This window comes from Bradyrhizobium daqingense (assembly GCF_021044685.1).
Taxonomy (GTDB): domain Bacteria; phylum Pseudomonadota; class Alphaproteobacteria; order Rhizobiales; family Xanthobacteraceae; genus Bradyrhizobium; species Bradyrhizobium daqingense.
This window is the reverse complement of sequence record NZ_CP088014.1, coordinates 419,688-440,092: the sequence shown is the minus strand read 5'-3', so window position 1 is coordinate 440,092 and position 20,405 is coordinate 419,688. Positions and strand designations below refer to the sequence as shown.

19 protein-coding genes and 1 riboswitch are annotated in these 20,405 nt (G+C 63.8%); of the genes, 12 read left to right on the top strand and 7 right to left on the bottom strand.

The window, feature by feature from the left end:
• Nucleotides 1-82: 82 nt before the first annotated feature.
• Nucleotides 83-595 (bottom strand): GcrA family cell cycle regulator, encoded by a 513-nt coding sequence (locus LPJ38_RS02045; protein ID WP_145642186.1) that lies wholly within the window; start codon nucleotides 593-595, stop codon nucleotides 83-85.
• Between the two features lie 469 nt (nucleotides 596-1,064).
• On the opposite strand from LPJ38_RS02045, the gene LPJ38_RS02040 reads away from it, so the two are divergent.
• The 3 genes from LPJ38_RS02040 (at nucleotide 1,065) to LPJ38_RS02030 (ending at nucleotide 4,392) form a co-directional block, all read left to right on the top strand.
• The gene (locus tag LPJ38_RS02040; protein ID WP_167520776.1) at nucleotides 1,065-2,273 is read left to right on the top strand and encodes an aspartate aminotransferase family protein; all 1,209 of its coding nucleotides are present in this window, start codon (nucleotides 1,065-1,067) and stop codon (nucleotides 2,271-2,273) included.
• Complete coding sequence (argF, locus tag LPJ38_RS02035) at nucleotides 2,273-3,196, top strand: ornithine carbamoyltransferase (RefSeq protein WP_145642179.1); 924 nt, start codon at nucleotides 2,273-2,275, stop codon at nucleotides 3,194-3,196. Before LPJ38_RS02040 ends, argF begins: the two co-directional genes overlap by 1 nt.
• 176 nt (nucleotides 3,197-3,372) lie before the next feature.
• On the top strand, nucleotides 3,373-4,392 hold the full coding sequence (locus LPJ38_RS02030; RefSeq protein WP_145642176.1) for an Hsp33 family molecular chaperone: 1,020 nt from the start codon (nucleotides 3,373-3,375) through the stop codon (nucleotides 4,390-4,392).
• A 14-nt stretch (nucleotides 4,393-4,406) separates the two neighbouring features.
• Here the strand turns inward: LPJ38_RS02030 and apaG are convergent, their stop codons facing one another.
• Nucleotides 4,407-4,799, bottom strand: a complete 393-nt coding sequence (gene apaG / locus LPJ38_RS02025; protein WP_008541024.1) for a Co2+/Mg2+ efflux protein ApaG — start codon at nucleotides 4,797-4,799, stop codon at nucleotides 4,407-4,409.
• Between the two features lie 181 nt (nucleotides 4,800-4,980).
• Between apaG and LPJ38_RS02020 the strand changes: the two genes are divergently transcribed.
• Genes LPJ38_RS02020 through LPJ38_RS02010 form a run of 3 tightly spaced genes read left to right on the top strand, consistent with a single transcriptional unit; the run spans nucleotide 4,981 to nucleotide 8,015 of the window.
• Nucleotides 4,981-6,231: an OpgC domain-containing protein gene (locus LPJ38_RS02020; protein WP_145642173.1), complete on the top strand. Its 1,251-nt coding sequence runs from the start codon at nucleotides 4,981-4,983 to the stop codon at nucleotides 6,229-6,231.
• Complete coding sequence (locus LPJ38_RS02015; RefSeq protein ID WP_145642171.1) at nucleotides 6,231-7,010, top strand: SGNH/GDSL hydrolase family protein; 780 nt, start codon at nucleotides 6,231-6,233, stop codon at nucleotides 7,008-7,010. Before LPJ38_RS02020 ends, LPJ38_RS02015 begins: the two co-directional genes overlap by 1 nt.
• Before the next feature lie 12 nt (nucleotides 7,011-7,022).
• Nucleotides 7,023-8,015 (top strand): SGNH/GDSL hydrolase family protein, encoded by a 993-nt coding sequence (locus tag LPJ38_RS02010; protein ID WP_145642168.1) that lies wholly within the window; start codon nucleotides 7,023-7,025, stop codon nucleotides 8,013-8,015.
• 108 nt (nucleotides 8,016-8,123) lie between these two features.
• Here the strand turns inward: LPJ38_RS02010 and LPJ38_RS02005 are convergent, their stop codons facing one another.
• Nucleotides 8,124-9,311 (bottom strand): O-succinylhomoserine sulfhydrylase, encoded by a 1,188-nt coding sequence (locus LPJ38_RS02005; RefSeq protein WP_145642165.1) that lies wholly within the window; start codon nucleotides 9,309-9,311, stop codon nucleotides 8,124-8,126.
• A gap of 74 nt (nucleotides 9,312-9,385) precedes the next feature.
• Nucleotides 9,386-9,465, bottom strand: a riboswitch (SAM riboswitch).
• 80 nt (nucleotides 9,466-9,545) lie between these two features.
• On the opposite strand from LPJ38_RS02005, the gene LPJ38_RS02000 reads away from it, so the two are divergent.
• The 4 genes from LPJ38_RS02000 (at nucleotide 9,546) to LPJ38_RS01985 (ending at nucleotide 14,028) form a co-directional block, all read left to right on the top strand.
• On the top strand, nucleotides 9,546-10,682 hold the full coding sequence (locus LPJ38_RS02000; RefSeq protein WP_145642162.1) for a 2'-deoxycytidine 5'-triphosphate deaminase: 1,137 nt from the start codon (nucleotides 9,546-9,548) through the stop codon (nucleotides 10,680-10,682).
• A gap of 167 nt (nucleotides 10,683-10,849) precedes the next feature.
• Nucleotides 10,850-11,263 carry a PAS domain S-box protein gene (locus LPJ38_RS01995; RefSeq protein ID WP_145642159.1) on the top strand — a complete coding sequence of 138 codons (414 nt, stop codon included), beginning with the start codon at nucleotides 10,850-10,852 and terminating at the stop codon, nucleotides 11,261-11,263.
• A gap of 104 nt (nucleotides 11,264-11,367) precedes the next feature.
• A complete protein-coding gene (locus LPJ38_RS01990; RefSeq protein ID WP_145642156.1) occupies nucleotides 11,368-12,420 on the top strand; it encodes a hypothetical protein in 1,053 nt (350 codons plus the stop codon).
• A 165-nt stretch (nucleotides 12,421-12,585) separates the two neighbouring features.
• Nucleotides 12,586-14,028, top strand: a complete 1,443-nt coding sequence (locus LPJ38_RS01985; protein ID WP_145642154.1) for an MATE family efflux transporter — start codon at nucleotides 12,586-12,588, stop codon at nucleotides 14,026-14,028.
• On the opposite strand, the gene LPJ38_RS01980 is transcribed toward LPJ38_RS01985, so the two are convergent.
• The 4 genes from LPJ38_RS01980 to LPJ38_RS01965 all read right to left on the bottom strand — a co-directional run bounded on the left by LPJ38_RS01980 (nucleotide 14,000) and on the right by LPJ38_RS01965 (nucleotide 16,512).
• Nucleotides 14,000-14,443, bottom strand: a complete 444-nt coding sequence (locus tag LPJ38_RS01980; protein WP_145642151.1) for an SRPBCC family protein — start codon at nucleotides 14,441-14,443, stop codon at nucleotides 14,000-14,002. The genes LPJ38_RS01985 and LPJ38_RS01980 overlap by 29 nt on opposite strands.
• A 138-nt stretch (nucleotides 14,444-14,581) precedes the next feature.
• The gene (locus LPJ38_RS01975) at nucleotides 14,582-14,941 is read right to left on the bottom strand and encodes a VOC family protein (RefSeq protein ID WP_167520774.1); all 360 of its coding nucleotides are present in this window, start codon (nucleotides 14,939-14,941) and stop codon (nucleotides 14,582-14,584) included.
• Between the two features lie 57 nt (nucleotides 14,942-14,998).
• Nucleotides 14,999-15,838, bottom strand: a complete 840-nt coding sequence (locus tag LPJ38_RS01970; RefSeq protein ID WP_145642145.1) for a helix-turn-helix transcriptional regulator — start codon at nucleotides 15,836-15,838, stop codon at nucleotides 14,999-15,001.
• A 95-nt stretch (nucleotides 15,839-15,933) separates the two neighbouring features.
• Complete coding sequence (locus tag LPJ38_RS01965; RefSeq protein ID WP_145642143.1) at nucleotides 15,934-16,512, bottom strand: methylated-DNA--[protein]-cysteine S-methyltransferase; 579 nt, start codon at nucleotides 16,510-16,512, stop codon at nucleotides 15,934-15,936.
• 401 nt (nucleotides 16,513-16,913) lie between these two features.
• Here LPJ38_RS01965 and LPJ38_RS01960 point away from each other — a divergent pair, with 401 nt between their 5' ends.
• Both LPJ38_RS01960 and LPJ38_RS01955 read left to right on the top strand, forming a co-directional pair.
• The gene (locus LPJ38_RS01960; RefSeq protein WP_145642140.1) at nucleotides 16,914-17,978 is read left to right on the top strand and encodes a tyrosine-type recombinase/integrase; all 1,065 of its coding nucleotides are present in this window, start codon (nucleotides 16,914-16,916) and stop codon (nucleotides 17,976-17,978) included.
• Nucleotides 17,979-18,600: 622 nt separating this feature from the next.
• Nucleotides 18,601-20,403 (top strand): hypothetical protein, encoded by a 1,803-nt coding sequence (locus tag LPJ38_RS01955; protein WP_145642137.1) that lies wholly within the window; start codon nucleotides 18,601-18,603, stop codon nucleotides 20,401-20,403.
• Nucleotides 20,404-20,405: the final 2 nt, after the last annotated feature.

Sequence of the window (20,405 nt, the reverse complement as noted above, 5' to 3'; positions counted from 1 at the left end):
ATGGGTCCCGGCCTTCGCCGGGACGACGGCGGAGTTTGTAGAGCCGTCACGTGTGACGGCTCCGTTTGATCTCAGAAAAATCTTACCGCGTGCTCGGCTTGGCCGGTGCGCGTCGGCGATCCGCTGCGGGCTGATAGGCGACGCGCGAGTGCTGGGCGCAGTAGGGCAGGCCGGAGAGCGCCTTGCCGCCGCAGAAGAAGAAATCCGGGCTCGAGGGATCGCCGACCGGCCAGTGGCAGGTCGCCTCGTTCAATTCCAGCAGCGACAGCCGCTGGCTCATCGGCACCACGTTGTCGTAGGTGACGGGCTCTGCCTCGACCTCGACATCGAAGGCCTGCGCCAGCGCGGTGTTGCCACGCGAGATCGGGCGGGTCACCCGCATCATGTGCTGCGCCGGGCGCGCCTTGCGCGGCCGGGGCGCGGCCGAAGACGGACTCTTGGCGCGGCCGGACAGGCCGAGCCTGTGCACTTTGCCGATCACGGCATTGCGGGTCACATTGCCGAGTTCAGCCGCGATCTGGCTGGCCGAAAGTCCGGCCTCCCAGAGCTTTTTCAGCTGCTCGACGCGATCATCGGACCAGGTCAAAACCGTCATTGCACCCTTTCCCTCGCTGCCGGCCAACCATCCTGGAGCCTCACAGCGAATGCCTAAGCCTTGAAAACCCGTGCCGCCAGAATCCCTTAAGGCTCGCCGGGCGCGTGACGAGCGCCCGAACGTTTACGCCGGTACATGAGGACTCTTGGGATCAGAACCGCTGCACGAGATGTCGTATCTGACAGGCCAAACGCTACAATATGGCGTGACTCCCGCGCAAGAGTCCGCCGACTCGCTTCCACATGTTCCGTGGTGAAAACCCCGCAAAATCGGCACCGCAAGACTACGGAATCAGCGTTTCGCGGGGCTTTCCGGGCGGCATTGACACCCGTCTTGCCAGGCATAAGATAGTGGCGCGTGCCGCCCTTAAAAGGCGGCACGTTTCGTTTTTCCGGACCGGTCAATGGTGCGCTGCGCAAGGCATGCCAGGCAGGTCTCAACATTCAAATGCAACATCCAAGTGATGGTCATGACCAACAGCGCCGCGCCGCATCTGCTTCCCGTTTTCGCCAGGGCCGAGCTTGGTTTCGAGCGCGGCGAAGGCTGCTGGCTGATCGCGACCAATGGCGATCGCTATCTCGATTTCACCTCGGGCGTTGCGGTGAACGCGCTTGGCCATTGCCATCCGGCGCTGGTCAAGGCCTTGCAGGAGCAGTCGACGAAGCTCTGGCACATGTCGAACCTGTTCCAGAGCCCGGATGGCGAGAAGCTCGCCGCGCGACTGTGCAACGAGAGCTTCGCGGACTTCGTATTCTTCTGCAATTCCGGCGCCGAGGCGCTGGAGGGCGTGATCAAGCTGGTCCGCCATCATCACTTCTCCAAGGGCCATCCGGAACGCTATCGCATCATCACCTTCGAAGGTGCCTTCCACGGCCGCACGCTGGCGACGCTGGCCGCGACGGGATCTGCAAAATATCTCGAAGGTTTCGGTCCGCCGATGGACGGTTTCGACCAGGTCCCGCATGGCGACCTCGAGGCCGTGAAGAAGGCGATCGGCCCGCAGACCGCCGGCATCCTGATCGAGCCGATCCAGGGCGAGGGCGGCGTGCGCTCGTCGACGCCCGCCTTTCTCAAGGCGCTGCGCCAGCTCTGCGACGAGAAGGGCCTGCTGCTCGCCTTCGACGAGGTGCAGACCGGCATGGGCCGCACCGGCGATCTCTTCGCGCACCGGCGCACCGGCGTCACCCCCGACGTGATGTCGCTGGCCAAGGCGCTCGGCGGCGGCTTCCCGATCGGCGCGGTGCTGGCGACCGCGGAGGCGGCTGCCGGCATGGGGCCCGGCTCGCACGGTTCGACCTTCGGCGGCAATCCGCTCGCGATCTCCGCTGCGAATGCCGTGCTCGACGTCATGCTCAAGCCCGGCTTCTTCGATCACGTGCAGAAGATGTCGCTGCTGCTCAAGCAGAAGCTCGCCTCCGTGATCGACCGCCACCCTGACATCGTCAGTGAAGTCCGTGGCGAAGGTTTGCTGATCGGCATCAAGGCGGTGGCGCCTTCGGCTGATCTCGTGGCCGCCTTGCGCAACGAAAGGCTGCTTACGGTCGGTGCCGGCGACAATGTCGTGCGCTTCCTGCCGCCTCTGATCGTCACCGAAGCCGAGATCGAGGACAGCGTCGGGCGGCTGGAGCGTGCCTGCGCTGCGATCTCGTCCAGTCAGTCCAAGCGGGTGGCAAGCTGATGAGCAAGTCGCCGAAACACTTCCTCGACATCAATGAGCTCCCGTTGTCGGAGCTCAAGCGCATGCTCGCCGCATCCTCCGCCATGAAGGCGAAGCAGAAGGCGCATCAGCCGGTCAGGCCGCTCGAAGGCAAGACGCTGGCGATGATCTTCGAGCGTCCTTCGACGCGGACGCGGGTGTCGTTCGACGTGGCCATGCGCCAGCTCGGCGGTGAGCCCATCATGCTCACCGGCGCCGAGATGCAGCTCGGCCGCGGCGAGACCATCGCCGACACCGCGCGCGTGCTGTCGCGCTATGTCGACGCCATCATGATCCGCATCCTCAATCACGAGGCGCTGCTGGAGCTTGCCGCCTATGCGACCGTGCCCGTCATCAACGGCCTGACGCGGCGCTCGCATCCCTGCCAGGTGATGGCCGACCTCATGACTTACGAGGAGCATCGCGGTCCGATCGAGGGCAAGACGGTGGCCTGGACCGGCGACGACAACAACGTGCTCGCGTCCTGGGCGCATGCCGCCGAACGCTTCAAGTTCCAGCTCAATGTCGCGACGCCGCCGGAGCTCGCACCTAAGAAGGTGATGCGCGACTGGATCAAGGCGACCAACGCGCCGATCGTGCTCGGCACCGATCCCGAGGCCGCCGTGAAGGGCGCCGACTGCGTCGTCACCGACACCTGGGTGTCGATGGGCGACAAGGAAGGCGAGCATCGTCACAACGTGCTCAAGCCGTACCAGGTCAACGGCAAGCTGATGTCGCTGGCCAAGCCCGACGCGCTGTTCATGCACTGCCTACCTGCTCATCGCGGTGAGGAGGTCACCGACGAGGTAATCGACGGCCCGCAATCGGTCGTGTTCGACGAGGCCGAAAACCGCCTGCACGCACAGAAGGGCATTCTGGCCTGGTGCTTCGACGCGGTGAAGTAGGGCAGCCTGCAAGCCGGGCTGCCCCCTCACACACAATTGTCGTCCCGGGCTCGGGCTTTGCGCGCCCCGGGACGACATCGAATTTGCGTTATCGTGTGCGATCATCACTTGCATCCGGAACACACAGCGCCGCGCGGCCCCTTCCAATCCTCGACCTCCGACCCCAAATAACGCCCATGGTTTCCCATTCTCCTGACATGAAAACCGGGCCGGAAGGCCCGGTTCGCGCACCATCAGCGGTTCCGATCGATGACGCCGTGCTGCCCTACGAGGTCGATGCGCTCGACGTGCGCGGCCGCTTGGTGCGGCTTGGCCCGGCGCTCGACGAAATCCTGACCAAGCACGATTATCCCGCGCCGGTCGGCAAGCTGCTCGGCGAGGCCATCGTGCTGACGACGCTGCTCGGCTCGGCGCTGAAATTCGAGGGGCGCTTCATCCTCCAGGCCCAGACCGACGGTCCGGTGTCGTTCCTGGTCGTCGATTACATGGCCCCGGATCGCCTGCGCGCCTACGCGCGCTACGATGCCGCGCGTCTCGGCGAGGCCAAGGAATCTGGCATGAATTCCGGCGCGCTGCTCGGCCGCGGCCATCTCGCCATGACCATCGACCAGGGCCCCGACATGAGCCGCTATCAAGGCCTGGTCGCGCTCGACGGCGGCGGCCTGGAAGAGGCCGCCCACGAATATTTCCTGCGCTCCGAGCAGATCCCGACGCGCGTGCGCCTTGCGGTCGGCGAGGAATGGCGCTCGAGCGACGGCGGCAAGCACCGCTGGCGCGCCGGCGGCATGCTGATGCAGTTCCTGCCGAAGGCGCCGGAGCGCGCACGGCAGGCGGACCTGCATCCCGGCGATGCGCCCGAAGGCACCGAGGTGCATAGCGTCGCCGAAGACGACGCCTGGGTCGAGGCGCGTTCGCTGATCGAGACCGTCGAGGACGTCGAGCTGATCGATCCCGAGCTCTCCGGCGAGCGGCTGCTATTCCGCCTGTTTCACGAGCGCGGCGTGCGCGTGTTCAACCCGCTGTCGCTGAAGGCGCAGTGCTCCTGCTCGCGCGATGCGGTCGCCTCCATGCTGAAGAGTTTTTCGCCCGACGACCGCGCCGCGATGGTGAAGGACGACAAGGTCGTCGTGACCTGCGAGTTTTGCTCGTCGGTCTACCAGTTCACGCCGGATGAGGCGGGCGTGGAGGACGCGTAGCGTCGCTCTGCCCCCTAGTTCAGCACCCGCTTGTTGTCGGGGCTGTCGAGCGAAAACGTCGGCACGTCGATGTCGAAGCGCTCGCCGCTCTCGCTGACCATCTGGTAGCGGCCGGTCATGAAGCCGGAGGCGGTCGTGAGCGGCACGCCCGAGGTGTATTCGAAGCGCTCGCCGGGAGCCAGGATCGGCTGCTCGCCGACCACGCCCTCGCCCTTGACCTCCTGCTGCCGGCCGGACGCGTCGGTGATGATCCAGTGTCGCGTCTTGAGCTGCACGGTCTCCTCGCCGGAATTGGTGATGACGATGGTGTAGGACCAGAAATAGCGCGAGCGGTCAGGCGACGACTGCTCCGGAACAAAGTTCGGCTCGACGGTCACTTCGATCTGGCGGGTCACGGCGCGGTACATGTGGCCATCATACCGATTCCCCGGCCGGGAACCAAACGCCGCGAGACGGCCTTGGCGACATCGTCCCGCCAGAATTCGCGGGGAAGGACACCGCGATGTGATCCGGCCGCTTTGCGAGAGATCGGCCGGATCGGTACACTGCTTGACACGTCGCGATTTGCGGAAGGGTTTTTGGCCCCCGATGACCATTGCCGACCAAGTGACGGGATCGACGATCGCGGGAACCGCCCAGCCTGCGGCGGCGAAGCCCCGCGTCGCCGCGCCGGCCATCACGCTGCCGGCCATCGGCGAGCGCGAGCTGCGGCTCGATCTGTTTCGCGGGCTGGCGCTGTGGCTGATCTTCATCGATCACCTGCCGCCGAGCCTGCTCACCTGGTTCACTATCCGCAATTACGGCCTCAGCGACGCCACCGAGATCTTCATTTTCATCTCCGGCTACACCGCCGCCTTCGTCTACGGTCGGGCGATGCTGGAGAGCGGCGTTCTCATCGCCACCGCGCGCATCCTGCGCCGGGTCTGGCAGATCTACGTCGCCCACGTCTTCCTGTTCACGATCTTCCTCGCCGAAATCTCCTATGTGGCGACCAGGTTCGAGAACCCGCTCTACACCGAAGAGATGGGGATCATGGACTTCCTCAAGCAGCCCGACGTCACCATCGTGCAGGCGCTGCTGCTGCGTTTCCGTCCCGTCAACATGGACGTGCTGCCGCTGTATATCGTCTTGATGCTGGCGCTGCCTTTGATCCTGTGGTCGATGAAATGGCGGCCCGACGTCACGCTCGGGCTTTCGGTGCTGCTCTACGCCGTCACCTGGGAGTACGATCTCTATTTGTCGGCCTACCCGAACGGCTTCTGGGCCTTCAATCCCTTCGCCTGGCAATTGCTGTTCGTGTTCGGTGCATGGTGCGCGCTGGGAGGTGCGCGGCGCATGTCGCGTATCCTGGCCTCGCCGGTGACGATGTGGATTTCGATCGCCTATCTCGTTGCGGCGTTCTACGTGACGTTGACCTGGTACGTGCCGCAGCTCTCCCAATTCATGCCGAAGCGGATCGAGCAATGGATGTATCCGATCGACAAGACCGATCTCGATGTGCTGCGCTTCGCGCATTTCCTGGCGCTGGCCGCGCTCACGGTGCGTTTCCTGCCGCGGACCTGGCCCGGCCTGAAATCGCCCTGGCTGCGGCCGCTGATCCTGTGCGGCCAGCATTCCCTCGAGATCTTCTGCCTCGGCGTCTTCCTGGCTTTCGCCGGCCATTTCATCCTGGCCGAGGTCTCCGGCGGCGCAGCCATGCATGCGTTGATTAGTCTCTCTGGAATCCTGATCATGTGGGGGGTGGCCTGGATCATTTCGTGGTACAAGCGCGTGGCTGACAAGAGCGGTGCGAAAACCAAGAACGCCGTCGGCAACGCCGATCTGGCGGGAGGGGGCTGATGAAGGCGAAGGTTCTCCTGAGCCTGGTCCTGCTGTGCGGTTGCCTCGCCGCGCCCCTGGCGCGCGCGGGCGATGCTGCGCCTGCTGCTCCGGCCGTGCCCCCGGCGTGCGAACTGCCGTCCTATCTGCTTACCAGCGAAAGCCAGCTTCCCAAGGTCGCCGACGCCGTCAAGGCCGGCAAGCCACTGGAAATTTTGGTCATCGGCAGCCGCTCGACCACGATTCCATCCTCGGAGAGCAGCTCCTATCCGGCGCGCATGGAGGCGATGCTGAAGGACAAGCTTCCGCCCTCGGAGGTGGTGCATGTCTCCGTAGAAATACAGAGCAAGAAGACGGCAGAGGAAACAGCCGGCACCTTCGTTAAGCTGATGGAAGCAAAAACGCCTACTTTGGTCATCTGGCAGACCGGGACCGTGGATGCTATCCGAGCCATCGATCCCGATGATTTTCGCGGCGCGGTGACCGAAGGGGTTACTGCGTTGCAAAAGGCAGGGGCGGACGTCGTCTTGATGAACTTGCAGTACAGCCCGCGTACCGAAACCATGATCTCGACGCAGCCTTTTCTCGATAATATGCGCGTGGTGGCGCAGGAGCACGACATCCCGCTGTTCGATCGCTTCGCGATCATGCGGCAGTGGAATGATCAGGGCCAGTTCGACCTGTTCAACCCAACCCGCGGCCCTGAGCTCGCGAAACAGGTCCATGACTGCCTTGGCCGGGCGTTGGCACAGTTCGTGATCGACGCAGCCCGTTTGGAGCCGGCCCAGCAGCAAAATTGAGGTCTAGCGTTAATGAGTTCTCTCCGCCCTTTTTGCCTGACGCCAGCGCTGGCTGCGACCGCAGCGACGCTGCTGCTGTTGCTGACGCCCGCTTCGCAGTCTCGCGCGCAGACGCACGCCGCACCGGCGACGCCCGCACCGGTGCAGCCGGCTGACCCCGCTTCCGCCCCGCACGCCCAAACCACCGTCGCCGCGACGTCGCCCGAGCAGCGTGGCATCACGGCCCGCGCCATCGACAAGGTGAAGGAGGTCGCAAGATCCGCCGGCGACATCTTCAGCCGCGTGCCCTGCCTGCCGCCGAAGGGCGGCTCGAAGGCGATGGGCTCGCTGCCGCATGTCGCAAGCAAGCTCGTCGCCGGCCAGCCGGTCGTCATCGTTGCGTTCGGCTCGTCGTCGACCGCTGGATTCGGCGCGAGCTCGCCGGAGTTCAACTATCCGAACCGTCTCGCCGCGCAGCTGCGCCGGCATTATCCGACCGCCGACATCACCGTCGTCAATGCCGGCGTCGGCGGCGAGGATGCACCCGAGATGATGAAGCGCCTTCAGACGCAGGTGATCGACGTGCACCCGGACATGGTGATCTGGCAGGTCGGCACCAACGCCGTGCTGCGCAACCTCGATCCCGGCGAGACCGCCAAGCTGGTCGAGGACGGCATCAGCCGGATCCAGGCCGCGGGCGGCACCGACATCGTGCTGGTCGATCCGCAATATTCGCCGGCCGTCAACCAGCGCGCCGAGAGCGCCGGCAAGATGATCAAGCTGCTCGGCAACGTCGCGGAGCTCCGCAAGGTCGGCATCTTCCCGCGCTTCGAGGTGATGCGCGACTGGCACGAGAACCAGTCGATCCCGGTCGAGGGTTTCGTCATCGCTGACGGCCTGCATATGAACGATTGGGGCTACGCCTGCTTCGCCCAGCTGCTCGCCGACGACATCATCCGCTCCGTCGGCCAGATCAAACTCGGCGTGAACGTGCCCGCGGATGTGAAGACGTACCGGCCGATGTAGACCGGCTGCGTAGGGTGGGTTAGGCGAAGCCGTAACCCACCATGCTTCAGCGAACGCCGAACGGAGTTGGTGGATTACGCCTTCGGCTAATGCACCCTACGGAGCAAATCACGCCTTCTCCAGCGCCGCGGTCAGATCCTCGATCAGGTCGTCCGCATGCTCCAGCCCCGTCGAGAAGCGGATAAAGCCTTCGCTGATGCCGAGCGCGGCGCGGTCGTCCGGCTTCAGGCGCTGATGCGTCGTCGTGGCCGGATGCGTGACGAGGCTCTTGGCGTCGCCGAGATTGTTCGAGATCTTAGCCAGCTTCAATTCGTTGAGCACGCGGAACGCGGCCTGCTTGCCGCCCTTGACCTCGAAGCCGACCAGCGTCGAGCCGCCGCGCATCTGCTTCTTCACTAGGGCTGCCTGTGGATGATCGGCCCGGCCGGGATAGACCAGCCGCGAGACCTTCGGATGGCTCGCCAGTACCTCGGCGATGCGCGCTGCGGTATCGGTCTGCGCACGCACGCGCACGCCCAACGTCTCCAGGCCCTTGAGCAGGACCCAGGCGTTGAACGGCGAGATCGACGGGCCGGTCTGCCGCATGAAATTATGGATGTGCTCCGCGATGAACGCTTCAGACGACAATATGATGCCGCCGAGGCACCGGCCCTGGCCGTCGATGTGCTTGGTCGCGGAATAGACGACGACGTCGGCCCCTAACGCCAGCGGGCTCTGCCAGATCGGCGTTGCGAACACGTTGTCGACGACGAGCCGTGCACCGCCCTTGTGCGCGATCTCGGCGATGCCGGGAATGTCGAGCACGTCCAGCGTCGGGTTGGTCGGGCTCTCCAGGAAGAACGTCTTGGTGTTCGGCCGCAAGGCCCGCTGCCACTGATCGAGATCGAGCCCGTCGACCAGCGTGGTCTCGATGCCGTAGCGCGGCAACAGGTCCTGGATGACGTAGAGGCACGAGCCGAACAGCGCGCGCGAGGCCACCACGTGGTCACCGGCCCTCAGCGGCGCCAGGATCGCGGTCGTCACCGCCGCCATGCCGGTTGCCGCCGAGCGCGCGGCTTCCGCGCCTTCGAGCTCGATCATGCGGCGCTCGAACATCGAGATGGTCGGATTTGAATAACGCGAATAGATGAAGCCGGGATCCTCGCCCTTGAACCGCGCCTCGCACTCCTCGGCACTGTTGTAGACATAGCCTTGCGTCAGGAACAGCGCCTCCGACGTCTCGCCATATTGCGAGCGCAGGGTGCCGGAATGCACCAGGCGGGTTTCGGGGCGGTAGGTGGCAGGCGACTTCGACATAGGACCCTCCGACATGACCGTCGAGGCGAAACGGTCACAAAAAAAACCGGCCTGGATATCTCCACGGGCCGGGATCACAGAGGTCCCCGGCCTGTTTAGCGACTTATTTAACGTGGCTGCAAGCCGGCCGGCTCAAATCACCACGGGATAAGTGATGCTCATATTCCGCAATGCCCTTTCCGTCAAGGCGTCCATCGGATAGCCGTAAAAGGCTAGTATTTCCGGCATGTCCGGATGCATGAGGCCCCTGATGAGGACCCCGGGTTGACGTTCACGGTCGCTGCCGACGCCGATGGTATCCTGCCCGACCGCATGATCGCGGCGATGGCGGAGGCGGGGCTGATCCTGCCCGCATACGATTTCGTCGAAAGCCAGATTCAGCCGGCAAGCCTCGATCTGCGCCTCGGCGACATCGCCTATCGCGTCCGCGCCAGCTTCCTGCCGGGTCCCGGCGCCACCGTCGCCGAGCGCATCGACGAGTTGAAGCTGCACGAGTTCAGTCTCGCGGATGGGGCGGTGCTGGAGACCAACTGCGTCTACATCGTGCCGCTGCTGGAGAGCCTCGCGCTACCGCCGGAGATCGTCGCGGCTGCGAACCCCAAGAGCTCGACCGGCCGGCTCGACGTCTTCACCCGCGTGATCGCTGACGGCACCCGCCGCTTCGACATGATCGGCGCCGGCTATCACGGTCCGCTCTATGCCGAGATCAGCCCGAAGACGTTCCCGGTGCTGGTGCGCGAGGGCTCGCGCCTGTCGCAGGTGCGGTTTCGCACTGGTGACGCCATCCTCAACGCCGATGAGCTCGATGGCTTGCATGCCGCTGAGCGCCTCGTCGATATCGACGATGCCGATCTCTCGGGCGGCGTCGCTGTGTCGGTCGATCTGTCGGGCGAGAAGGCGAACGGCTTCGTCGGCTATCGCGCCAAGCGCCATACCGGCGTCGTCGACGTCGATCGCCGCGCCGGCTATGCGGTGGAGGATTTCTGGGAGCCGATATCGGCGCGGCCCGACGGCAGCCTGATCCTCGATCCCGGCGAGTTCTACATCCTCGCCTCCAAGGAAGCCGTGCAGGTTCCGCCCGATTATGCCGCGGAGATGGTGCCGTTCGATCCGCTGGTCGGCGAGTTCCGCGTGCACTATGCCGGCTTCTTCGATCCCGGCTTCGGCTATGCCGGCGCGGGCGGACAGGGCGCGCGCGCGGTGCTCGAAGTGCGCTCGCGCGAGGTGCCGTTCATCCTCGAGCACGGCCAGATCGTCGGCCGTCTCGTCTACGAGAAGATGCTGGCTCGCCCCGATGCGATGTATGGCCAGCGTATCGGCTCGAACTACCAGGCGCAGGGCCTGAAGCTGAGCAAGCACTTTCGGGTATAGCCCCACACCTTACTGTCATGCCCCGGCTTGACCGGGGCATCCAGTGCGCCGCAGCCTCTCGATTCAGTCACTGCTGCCTCGGAATACTGGATCGCCCGCCTTCGCGGGCGATGACAATGAATGTGTGGCAGGATGCGTAGCCACCCAGCATCATGCGAGGTCTCAACATGACCGACCGATCCCAACTCGACGCCCACATCATCGAAGGCGTTGCGGACGCGCTGATCTATTCGGATCGCTCCGGCACGATTATGCGCTGGAATCGTGCGTCGACCGCGCTGTTCGGTTTCACGGCGGACGAAGCGCTCGGCCAGAATCTCGACCTGATCATTCCCGAGCATCTGCGCGCGGCGCACTGGAAAGGTTTCGAGGCCGCGCTCGCCAGCGGCGCGATGAAGCTTGCAGGGCGGCCGACGCTGACCCGCGCGCTGCACAAGAGCGGACGCAAGCTGTACATCGAGATGACGTTCGCGCTGGTGCGCGATCCGGGCGGCTCCGTGCAGGGATCTGTCGCGATGGCGCGCGACGTCACCGAACGCGTCGAGCGCGAGCGAACGGCCAAGGCGGCACAAAATTCGTGATGCGGAATTGAGGGGCCGCCGTGCAGGGCGACCTGCACGCGCGTCATGTTGCCTGTGACCTGACGCAGTGTCACACTCGATCAAAATAACGATCGGGAGCGAACATGACCGCTGCATCGGACACAGCGCAGGAAGCGCAATGGAAGCGCTGGCGCGCGGTCGCGGATCTCTATCACGCCTACTTCACCGGCCTGATCCTCACCGTGGTCACGCGCCGCGGGACCGCGGATGCCGCCGAGTTCGTCTTCCGCGTGTTCCGCCGCCAGCAGCAGGAGCGCTTCCTGCCCGGGCTCGAAAAGCTCGGACTCAGCCATCTGCCGCCGGCGGTCGCGGCTGCGCAATATCACTATTTCTCCAACTGGATCGGCGGCGTGCACGTCGAATACATGTATGAGAGCGACACCAAGGCCTGGATCCGCTATCCGCCGCCACGCTGGATCTGGAAGGGCACCGCGATCTGCGGCGTGCCCGGCGAGGTCTCGCGGGCGATGCTGCGCGGCTGGCACGCCAACAACGGCGTCGCGCTCGGCGATATCAGGCTGGGCTTCGTCTGCACCAAGCAGAGCGTCGACGGTCAGGACGGGCTCGAAGGCTACTATCATCAATACGACCATCCGCTCGAGCTCGACCAGCGTCTGGTGTTTGCGCGTCATCTCGAGGCGCCGCCGTTCGACGCGAAGACCGCGCCGGAGCTGCCGGTGGCGAGCTGGCCGAAGCCGCGACTTGAAAAAGCCTACCGCAACTATGCGATGGAATATGTCCGCACCGCCGCGCCGGTCATGGTGCAGCTGTTCGGGCCCGAGGATGCCGGCTATCTCCTGCGCCTCACTGGCAAGCTGATCGGGATGCAGTACTTCGAGGAGGTCGCAGCCGCGCTGTCGATGAGCCGCGGTGGTGCGCGTGAATTCGCGTCGTTTCTCGGCGCGCTGTTCGCAGCGCAGGACGATGCAGCCCAGATGACGCAATCGGAAGGCACGTTCGAAATCAATCAGCAGAGCTGGAAGCTGATGGACGACGTCGCCGACCATCACCCCGCTTGCGCCAAGGTGCTGGAGGGATTGTTCGAAGGGCTGGCTGCGGGGTGCGGGCGGCACATCGGCGTGCACATGCGTCCGGCCAAGGGCGGCCGCTCGCCATTGGCCTGGACGATCCAATAGTTTCACCCGTCGAAATGCGCTGCCGCAGGGCACGCCTGCACCCTGCGCAGGAGGAATCGGCGCGCGCCGTGCTAACAAGCCCTGCCGCGCCCTGCGCGCGAAGAATTTGATTAGCACACCTGTTCATTGCCGCGCCGCAAATGGCGCTCGTGCCCGGGAGAGGACATGTCCGACATCGCCGAAATCCCGGTCGATGAACAAGAGCGTCCGTTGCCGCCGCCTCCGCCGCCGATCAAGAGCGCGCTGACGGATGGACCGATCCTGCGCACGCTGCTCTCCCTCGCCTGGCCCAACGTGATCGGGCTCTCGGCGGGCATCTGTGTGGTGATCGCGGAGACCTCCTATGTCGGTCGGCTCGGCGTCGAGGCGCTGGCCGCGATGGCGCTGGTGTTTCCGACCGTGATCCTGACCATGACGATGTCGGGCGGCGCCATGGGCGGCGCGGTGGCATCCGCCATCGCCCGCGCGCTCGGCGCCGGCAACCGCGACCGCGCCGGCACGCTCGCGATGCATGCGCTGATGATCGGCATCAGCTTCGGTCTCGTCTTCATGCTGGGCATGCTGATCTTCGGGCCGCGCCTTCTCGAATTGCTCGGCGGCCGCGGCAATGTGCTGAGCCACGCCATCGCCTACACCCAGGTGTTTTTCGGCGGTGCGGTGCTGCCCTGGCTGCTGAATACCATGGCGGGCGTCCTGCGCGGCACCGGCAACATGAAGCTGCCGTCGTTCCTCATTCTCAACTCCGCGGCCTGGCAGATCGTGCTCGGCGGCACGCTCGGCCTCGGGCTTGGCCCGGTGCCGCAGTTCGGCATGCGCGGCGTCGCCGCCGGTGCGTTGATCGCCTATTGCATGAACATCGGCATCATGGGCTGGTACCTGTTCTCCGGCCGCGCCGGAATCGTGCTGAGGCTGCGCGGCTTGCGCATCCAATGGGCGATGTTCTTCGACATCCTCAAGGTCGGCGCCATCGCCTGCTTCTCGCCGCTGCAATCGGTGCTGACGATCTCGATCTTCACCCACATGCTGGCGCAGTTCGGCACCGCGATCCTCGCCGGCTACGGCATCGGCGCGCGGCTGGAATTCCTGCTGACCTCGATCGCGTTCTCGTTCGGGATCGCCTGTGTGCCGATGGTCGGGATGGCGATCGGCGCAGGCCGCATCGCGCGGGCTCGGCGCATCGCCTGGATCGCGAGCGCCGCCGCCTTCGTGGCGGTCGGCGCGCCAGCATGCCTCGTTGCGATCTTCCCCGATCTCTGGGTCAACATCTTCACCGACAGCGAGGCCGTGCGCGCGGCGAGCCATCAATATCTCTCGACGGTCGGGCCGTTCTACGCCTTCTTCGGCCTCGCCACGACGATGTACTTCTCCTCGCAGGGCGCTGCCAAGGTGATCGGGCCGGTGCTGGCGCAGACCGCGCGGCTGATCTACATCGCCGCGATCGGCTGGTGGCTGTCGACCCACGACGCCAGCGCGCAGAGCTTCTTCTGGCTCGCCGCAAGCTCGATGGTCGTGCTCGGCCTCTTGTCGTGCTCGAGCGTGGTGCTGACCCGCTGGGGACCGCGCCAGACAAAACCTGCGATCAGGCCTGCTCTTTCGACGGTGGACTAGCGATGCTTGTGGCGAGGACGGCCGTCACCGGAAACGCCCGGTGCATCGCGGCCACGGCCTCCTTCGTCTGTCCCTGAACATAGGGTGCAAGCTCGTTCGGCAGCATGTCGATGGTCCAGAGCAGGCGGCACCGCGTCTCAGCGTCGGCAATCACCTGCACCGAGGCGCTGTAGTGCTCCAGCCGCTCATTGTTGATGGCGTAGACGAGGCGCTGCCGCGCATCGTCGCAATCGACCAGCACCTCGCGCGCCACCGAACCGTTGGCGAAGGTGACGATGCGCGCTTCGCCGTCGCGCGTGCAGGCGGTGACGAAGCCCGGCACCAGCCGCTGATGCAACGCGCCGAAATCGCGCACCGCGTCCCAGACGTCGTGTGCGGAGGCGGGGAGGGGGATGTCGTTGTGGATGGAGGCCATGAAGGTGTCCTTGATGATGTTCGGTGGTTGCCACACACGCCGTCATTGCGAGCGGAGCGAAGCAATCCAGAAATATCTCTGCGAAGGCAGCCTGGATTGCTTCGTCGCAAGAGCTCCTCGCAATGACGAGGAGAGCGATCAGCTACAAACCGCCTCGACATTGTTGCCGTCGGGATCGATCAGGAACGCCGCATAATAGGTTGGGCTGTAATCCTTGCGCGGGCCGGCGCCGCCATTGTCGCGGCCGCCGCTCTTCAGGCCTTCGCTGTGAAACGCCTTCACCGCATCATGGTCCTTGGCGCGGAACGCGATGTGGGCGCCGTCGGCTTTGCGACCCTTGTTCAGGTGCAGCCACAGCGCCGGCTCGCCCTTCGGCCCGAAGCCGGCATAGCCGTCGCCGCTGGAGCAAAGGACGTAACCGAGCGGCGCCAGCACGGCGCCGTAGAAGCGCGTCGCGGCGTCGAGATCGGCAACGCGAAGTCCGATGTGGTCGTACATGTTCGTCTCCATTGCGAAAAGCGCGCCGCAACTGGCGCGCGCCGGAGACGACCCTAGTCAGTTGAGGGCAAGCTGCTCTTGGAGAATCTTGCGCTCGCCCTTCGAGGCCTGGCGAAACTTGCTGGGCGACACGCCCGCGGCGCGATGGAAGGTGCGGACGAAATTGGAGAGGTCGCCAAAGCCGACGTCGTAGGCGACGTCGGTGACTGCGATGTCCTCGTCTGTGAGCAATCGCGCGGCGTGCCGTAACCGCGAGCGTACCAGATATTGATGCGGGGTGACGCCGAGCACGCTCGAGAACAGTCGCAGGAAATGGAACGGGCTGAGGCCGACCTGCCGCGCAGCCTGCTCCAGATCTACGTCTCCTTGCGAATTGTCGTCGATCCACAGCGCAGCTTCCACCGCGCGCCGGCGGTCGCGCGCAGTCGGCAGGGTCTGCTTGCGCGTTTTGCCAGAGGCAACGTCGACAAAACGAGCGGCCAGGATGTGACCGATTTCGTCGAGGCCGAGATCGCTGTTGCCATCTGCTGCCGTCTGGGCGAGCTCGCCAAGCACCATCAGCTCGGGCAGCGGCGGCGTCGCGCCGAGTTGCCACACCTCGCGGCGCCCTCCGATGCCGTCGACCAGGTCCTCACTTAGGAAGAAGGACAGGCAGACGTCGCCGGAGACGTGCTCATGCGTGCAGGTGTATTCCTCGCCGGGAGCGCCGACCAGCATCGAGCCCGCCACCAACTCGAAGAAGCCGGCGCGGCAATGGCACCCAAAACTGCCGGAGCGGACATAGGCAATGGAGTGCCCGGTGCGGCACTCCGCAAACGGCGTATCGTCCGGTCCCGCATCGCAGCGAAACTCGGAGACCGTCATCGAGCCTGTCGTCAGCAGCGTGTTCGCGTCCATCCCGCCTATCTAGGCATGATCCGGACAAGTGTGTAGCGGCGGTCCGATAAGATCATGCCCAAAAAATCAAGCTGAGGTGCGGTCAAGACCGCGCCTTAGGTGGGAGGACGCGGCGGAGCAACCGGCAGCAGCACCTCGAATAGCGTCTTGCTCGCGATCGGATGGGCGCCTTCGAGCGCCAGCAGCCGCCGTTTGGAGATGACGCCGCCATAGGGCGACAGCCTGTCTGTGTAATTGCCGGCCTCAAGCACCCGGTGACAGGGCACGATCAGCATGTAGGGATTTTTGGCGATCGCCTGTGCGACCGAATGCGCGGCACCGGAGGCGCCGAGCGCCTTGGCGATCTCGTGATAGGTTCGCGTCTCCCCGCGCGGGATCGTGCAGGTGTATTCATAGACGCGCCGGTTGAAGCCGGGCACGCCGCCGGCATCCAGGCTGACCTCGGAGAAGTCAGGGTCGCTGCCTTGCAGCAGCACCGTGATGCCCTCGATCGCAAGCTCGGCGTTCTCGGACGGCCGCTGCTCGCGTGCCTCGGGATGCACCGCAAAAATCCGGCGGCGGGTGTCGATCTCCCGCGCCTCCGGCAATTGCACGGCCACGACGCCGGTGCTGCTCCAGACGATGCCGCAGCGGCCGATCGCCGTATCGAATATCGCGTAAGCACGCCCCACCATGCACACGCCCCACTCAGTGCACGTTCTTCCCCAGACCCGCAATCATACCACCGCCACAATCCGGCGCACGTGGAATCTTACCAGAAAGTTAAGCAGCGTCGGGTGCGCCACGCCAAAGCGCTTGGCGGAATGCGCCGTCTCGGCTAATCAGGATGGGCGCGAAGCAGCGCATCCGCGGGCGTAGTTCAATGGTAGAACGGCAGCTTCCCAATCTTTTGTGAAGCCTCTCCACCATTCCACATAGTGTCCGGAAACGCCTTGTTTTGCAGTGGTTTCTGCAACTCGACCATCATATACTTCGGCATGGATATCCGCCTCAATCCACGTGAAAGGCGTGCCAAATCGTGCCAATTCTTGGACTCACAGATCTCACCGTTCAGTCACTGAAGCCCGGTCTGTACATGGACCGAAAGACGCCAGCGTTTGGCTTGCGCGTCGGCAAGCGCCGAAAGACGTGGATCGTCCTCAAAGAGCCCAACCGCACCAAAATTCGGCTGGGTTACTATCCTGATCTGAAGCTCGCAGAGGCGCGCCGCCGTGCTTTTGTGGCTCTCGGCACCCCCGTCGGGGAGAAGGAAATCAGCATTGAGTTCGAACAAGCGAAGCTTGTGTTCATCAAGGAAAACTACAGGGGCAAAGCCGAGCGCACCAAATCTGAGACCCTTCGTCTCCTCAACCGGCTGAACTTCAGATGTACGCTCGCTGACCTCAACGATGCGGCGATTGAGCGAGAATTCGGCAAGCTCGCGGATGTACCCAGTGAGCAGCTTCACGCATTCCGCGCACTCCGCACGATGCTTCGATGGTGCACGAAACCTCCCCACCGCTACATCAAGCGCAGTCCGCTTGAAGGCTATCCGGCTCCGGGGAAAGACAAGAAACGCAGCCGCATTCTGAGCGACGACGAGCTGAGGAAAATCTGGCAGGCATGTGAGGGTTTCTTCGGCGACATGATCCGCCTCGTCATGTTGTGGGGGTGCCGGAACGGCGAAATCGGGCGGCTGCAACGGGCATGGCGCGAAGGACGTGTGATCACGATCCCTGGTGACTTCACAAAGAACGGACGCGCCCACGCAATTCCGATCCTTCCAATGGCGCGTGCGATCGTCGATCGGCAACAAAAGATGGGCGACAATTGGCGAGACAAGAATACCGACTACTACTTCCCTGGTCACATCAAGGGTACACACTTCAACGATGGCTCGTGGGGCAAGCTGAAGAAAGAACTCGATAAGCAATCCGGCGTAACTGGATGGCAAGTGCGAGATCTTCGCCGTACCTTCCGCTCGACCCTTGCCCGCCTAGGGATTTCGCGTGAAATCGCCGAGATCATGCTCAACCACGTAACCGGCGGAGGCAAAACTGATCTCGACGAAATTTACGACAGGTATGACTATCTACCCGAGAAGAGAGCGGCACTGCAGAAACTCGAGGCTCACCTGAAGCGGTTAGTTAGCGAGACCTAGGAGATCCGGGCGGACAGGCCTCGTTTCAAAGTTTGGGAGAACCTTCTGTGTCCATCATTAGGTCGACGAACACATTGACGGCGTACCGATCTCACAGAAGCTTGTTCAACGGGACGAACGTGCAATCGGTACGCTCTCGCCACTAAATCTCGACGAACAGGTACGCTGGCTTTCGATAACAGCAATCGCTTCCTCCGGCCAATGCGCCGAGCCGCACCAAGTTGCTGATCCTTGTGAAGCCCCTGGCATTCGGAGGTAGAGGCGGACCAGTGCCTCCCGGTATTGGTAGTAGCCAAATGTGCGTCAGCAATCAACGTCTCAACGTCCCGTAGGAAACTACGGATCCTCGAGTTGCCGCGATACGCAAAACGTATTTTCGAATCGGAGAACCTTAGAGGCCATCATAATGGCGGGCCCAATCTGGTCAGGGCCAGCGAAGCAGCTTAGAAGATAAAGAGGTTTGTCGTCGGCACTCGCTTCAGAGAGAACTGAGGAATATTCACTGCCTGGAGCTACGTTATAAAACACGGGCGGACGAGGCGACGCAAAACGCGACACGCACACACTATTACCTGCGAATGCGATACAAACCGTCGCGGCGGACCGCGGAGGAGATCAGGTTATGGAGATCACCACGTTCGGACTTCCAGCCTTCATCGAGGACTTTCCACCGAATAGTCCCGAATATGCCGACCTCAGCCATCGTTGGACCATCAACGTCAACGGCTGGATTCAGCAGGCGACTCCTGACCCGGCCTACTACTTCTACAATCCACTCTACACTGATGTCCCTTTGGGCACGCAGGCAGTGTTAGTCGAATGGGTGGCGTTTCCGGGCCGACTTGACCAGTACTATTCCGCGACGCCGCCGGTCAGTCCACCGAACCCATACAATCTCCTCCAGACCCAGGTTTATGAACTGGCCGACACCGGCTATTACGATACCGGTCGGAAAACTTTCGAGAACATTCCGGCGATGCTCTGTCCGCAGGCCGATTGGAGCGGAACGCTAAAGACGTTCGGGCCCTACGGCCCGCGCGGCTGGCTCGACGAGTATTGCGAATGGTCGACGGTGCGCGACAGCGACGGCAATCTCATCCGCGTCGATTTTGCCTGCGAGAACCCTGAATACTGGAATACGATGTGGAAGGTGTCGCAAGAACGGGTCCGCGAGCTCTACGAACAGACGCTCAACCACGGGGCGCCATTCGTAAACCAGATCAAGGTCGCCCTCGACGACCTTACCCTGATGGATTCGAGTGGCAATCCCGTGATTGATCCCGACACTGGCAAGCGCGCTTACAATCCGCTCAACAAGTGGAATTCGGGGCCGATTGCAACGCGCGGCGGCGCCGATCCGTATGGCGGGGTTATGCATCTCACCAGCACGCCGAATACCTTGCAGACCGAACTCGGCCTCGCCGGCGCCGCCACGGTGCAATACGTGCCGCCCCAGTTTCAGGACGATCCGGCCAGCCGCAACAGCGATTCCCAAGCGCTGATCTGCTGCGGCAACTACGGCCAAGCATATCGCCACAGCGATCCAACCATCGGCCAGACGGTCAATCAGGTGGTGGGCGGGCAATATGCTGGCATTCCACTGCGCGCCTGCCTCGCCAATCCGGTCGGGCTCTATATCCAGGTACCGGATTCGTCGAGATTCGCCTTCGGGCCCAACATCAAGGTCGGCGTCGACGTGCCCGGCGACGCCAAACCGATCGACGTCTACCAGATTCTGCGCGGTTCTGCCGAGGTCAACGATCCGATCAGTGGGGCACCGTTCCGCGGCAACATGGTCCTGCATGCGGCCGTGCAGATTCCAGGGAGCTGGCTCGCCATGAATCCGAATCTAACGCTGGCCGACATGCTGATTAACGGTCAGCCGATCCAATGGGCCGGTCAAATTGCGAACCAGTTTAAGGTCGGCTTGTTCGCGCGGCCGCTGTCGGCGGACCGGGCTGCGCCACTCGCCGATTGCTCCAGCACGACACCGACGCCCGGCGCGCCACTGCAATGCGTGTGGGCGGTCTTATGGGACGCCATGAGCGAGGTCAATGAACCATGTCCGACCGGCGCCAAGATGCCGCTCGCAAGCAATAGCACCTTCATCGCGCCCTGGCTGCCGGCCGACGGTTCGGCACAGAACCTCGTGCTGACCTGCAATCCAACCAGCGAGCCGGTCTCGGTACAGGTCCAGCTTGCCGACGGCTCGGGGCCGGATCCAAGCATTGCGGTTACCCTTCAAAGCGCGACGCCAACCTTCTACGCGGTGCCGGGCAATTCCTATCCAGGCAATTACACGGCACTTGCTGTCGCCGTAAGGGTCCCGAGCGGCGCCACCATTGGGCTGCGCGGCATCCAGATCACCCAGACCACCAGCAATACCGTACTGGCTCTTCCGGCCGCGGTCTACATCACGGACTAGGG

Excerpts from the sequence above, each read along its gene's own strand:
- LPJ38_RS02045 (WP_145642186.1), bottom strand. The coding sequence starts at position 595 with ATGACGGTTTTGACCTGGTCCGATGATCGCGTCGAGCAGCTGAAAAAG.
- LPJ38_RS02040 (WP_167520776.1), top strand. The coding sequence starts at position 1,065 with ATGACCAACAGCGCCGCGCCGCATCTGCTTCCCGTTTTCGCCAGGGCC.
- argF (WP_145642179.1), top strand. The coding sequence starts at position 2,273 with ATGAGCAAGTCGCCGAAACACTTCCTCGACATCAATGAGCTCCCGTTG.
- LPJ38_RS02030 (WP_145642176.1), top strand. The coding sequence starts at position 3,373 with ATGGTTTCCCATTCTCCTGACATGAAAACCGGGCCGGAAGGCCCGGTT.
- apaG (WP_008541024.1), bottom strand. The coding sequence starts at position 4,799 with ATGTACCGCGCCGTGACCCGCCAGATCGAAGTGACCGTCGAGCCGAAC.
- LPJ38_RS02020 (WP_145642173.1), top strand. The coding sequence starts at position 4,981 with ATGACCATTGCCGACCAAGTGACGGGATCGACGATCGCGGGAACCGCC.
- LPJ38_RS02015 (WP_145642171.1), top strand. The coding sequence starts at position 6,231 with ATGAAGGCGAAGGTTCTCCTGAGCCTGGTCCTGCTGTGCGGTTGCCTC.
- LPJ38_RS02010 (WP_145642168.1), top strand. The coding sequence starts at position 7,023 with ATGAGTTCTCTCCGCCCTTTTTGCCTGACGCCAGCGCTGGCTGCGACC.
- LPJ38_RS02005 (WP_145642165.1), bottom strand. The coding sequence starts at position 9,311 with ATGTCGAAGTCGCCTGCCACCTACCGCCCCGAAACCCGCCTGGTGCAT.
- LPJ38_RS02000 (WP_145642162.1), top strand. The coding sequence starts at position 9,546 with ATGCATGAGGCCCCTGATGAGGACCCCGGGTTGACGTTCACGGTCGCT.
- LPJ38_RS01995 (WP_145642159.1), top strand. The coding sequence starts at position 10,850 with ATGACCGACCGATCCCAACTCGACGCCCACATCATCGAAGGCGTTGCG.
- LPJ38_RS01990 (WP_145642156.1), top strand. The coding sequence starts at position 11,368 with ATGACCGCTGCATCGGACACAGCGCAGGAAGCGCAATGGAAGCGCTGG.
- LPJ38_RS01985 (WP_145642154.1), top strand. The coding sequence starts at position 12,586 with ATGTCCGACATCGCCGAAATCCCGGTCGATGAACAAGAGCGTCCGTTG.
- LPJ38_RS01980 (WP_145642151.1), bottom strand. The coding sequence starts at position 14,443 with ATGGCCTCCATCCACAACGACATCCCCCTCCCCGCCTCCGCACACGAC.
- LPJ38_RS01975 (WP_167520774.1), bottom strand. The coding sequence starts at position 14,941 with ATGTACGACCACATCGGACTTCGCGTTGCCGATCTCGACGCCGCGACG.
- LPJ38_RS01970 (WP_145642145.1), bottom strand. The coding sequence starts at position 15,838 with ATGGACGCGAACACGCTGCTGACGACAGGCTCGATGACGGTCTCCGAG.
- LPJ38_RS01965 (WP_145642143.1), bottom strand. The coding sequence starts at position 16,512 with ATGGTGGGGCGTGCTTACGCGATATTCGATACGGCGATCGGCCGCTGC.
- LPJ38_RS01960 (WP_145642140.1), top strand. The coding sequence starts at position 16,914 with ATGGACCGAAAGACGCCAGCGTTTGGCTTGCGCGTCGGCAAGCGCCGA.
- LPJ38_RS01955 (WP_145642137.1), top strand. The coding sequence starts at position 18,601 with ATGGAGATCACCACGTTCGGACTTCCAGCCTTCATCGAGGACTTTCCA.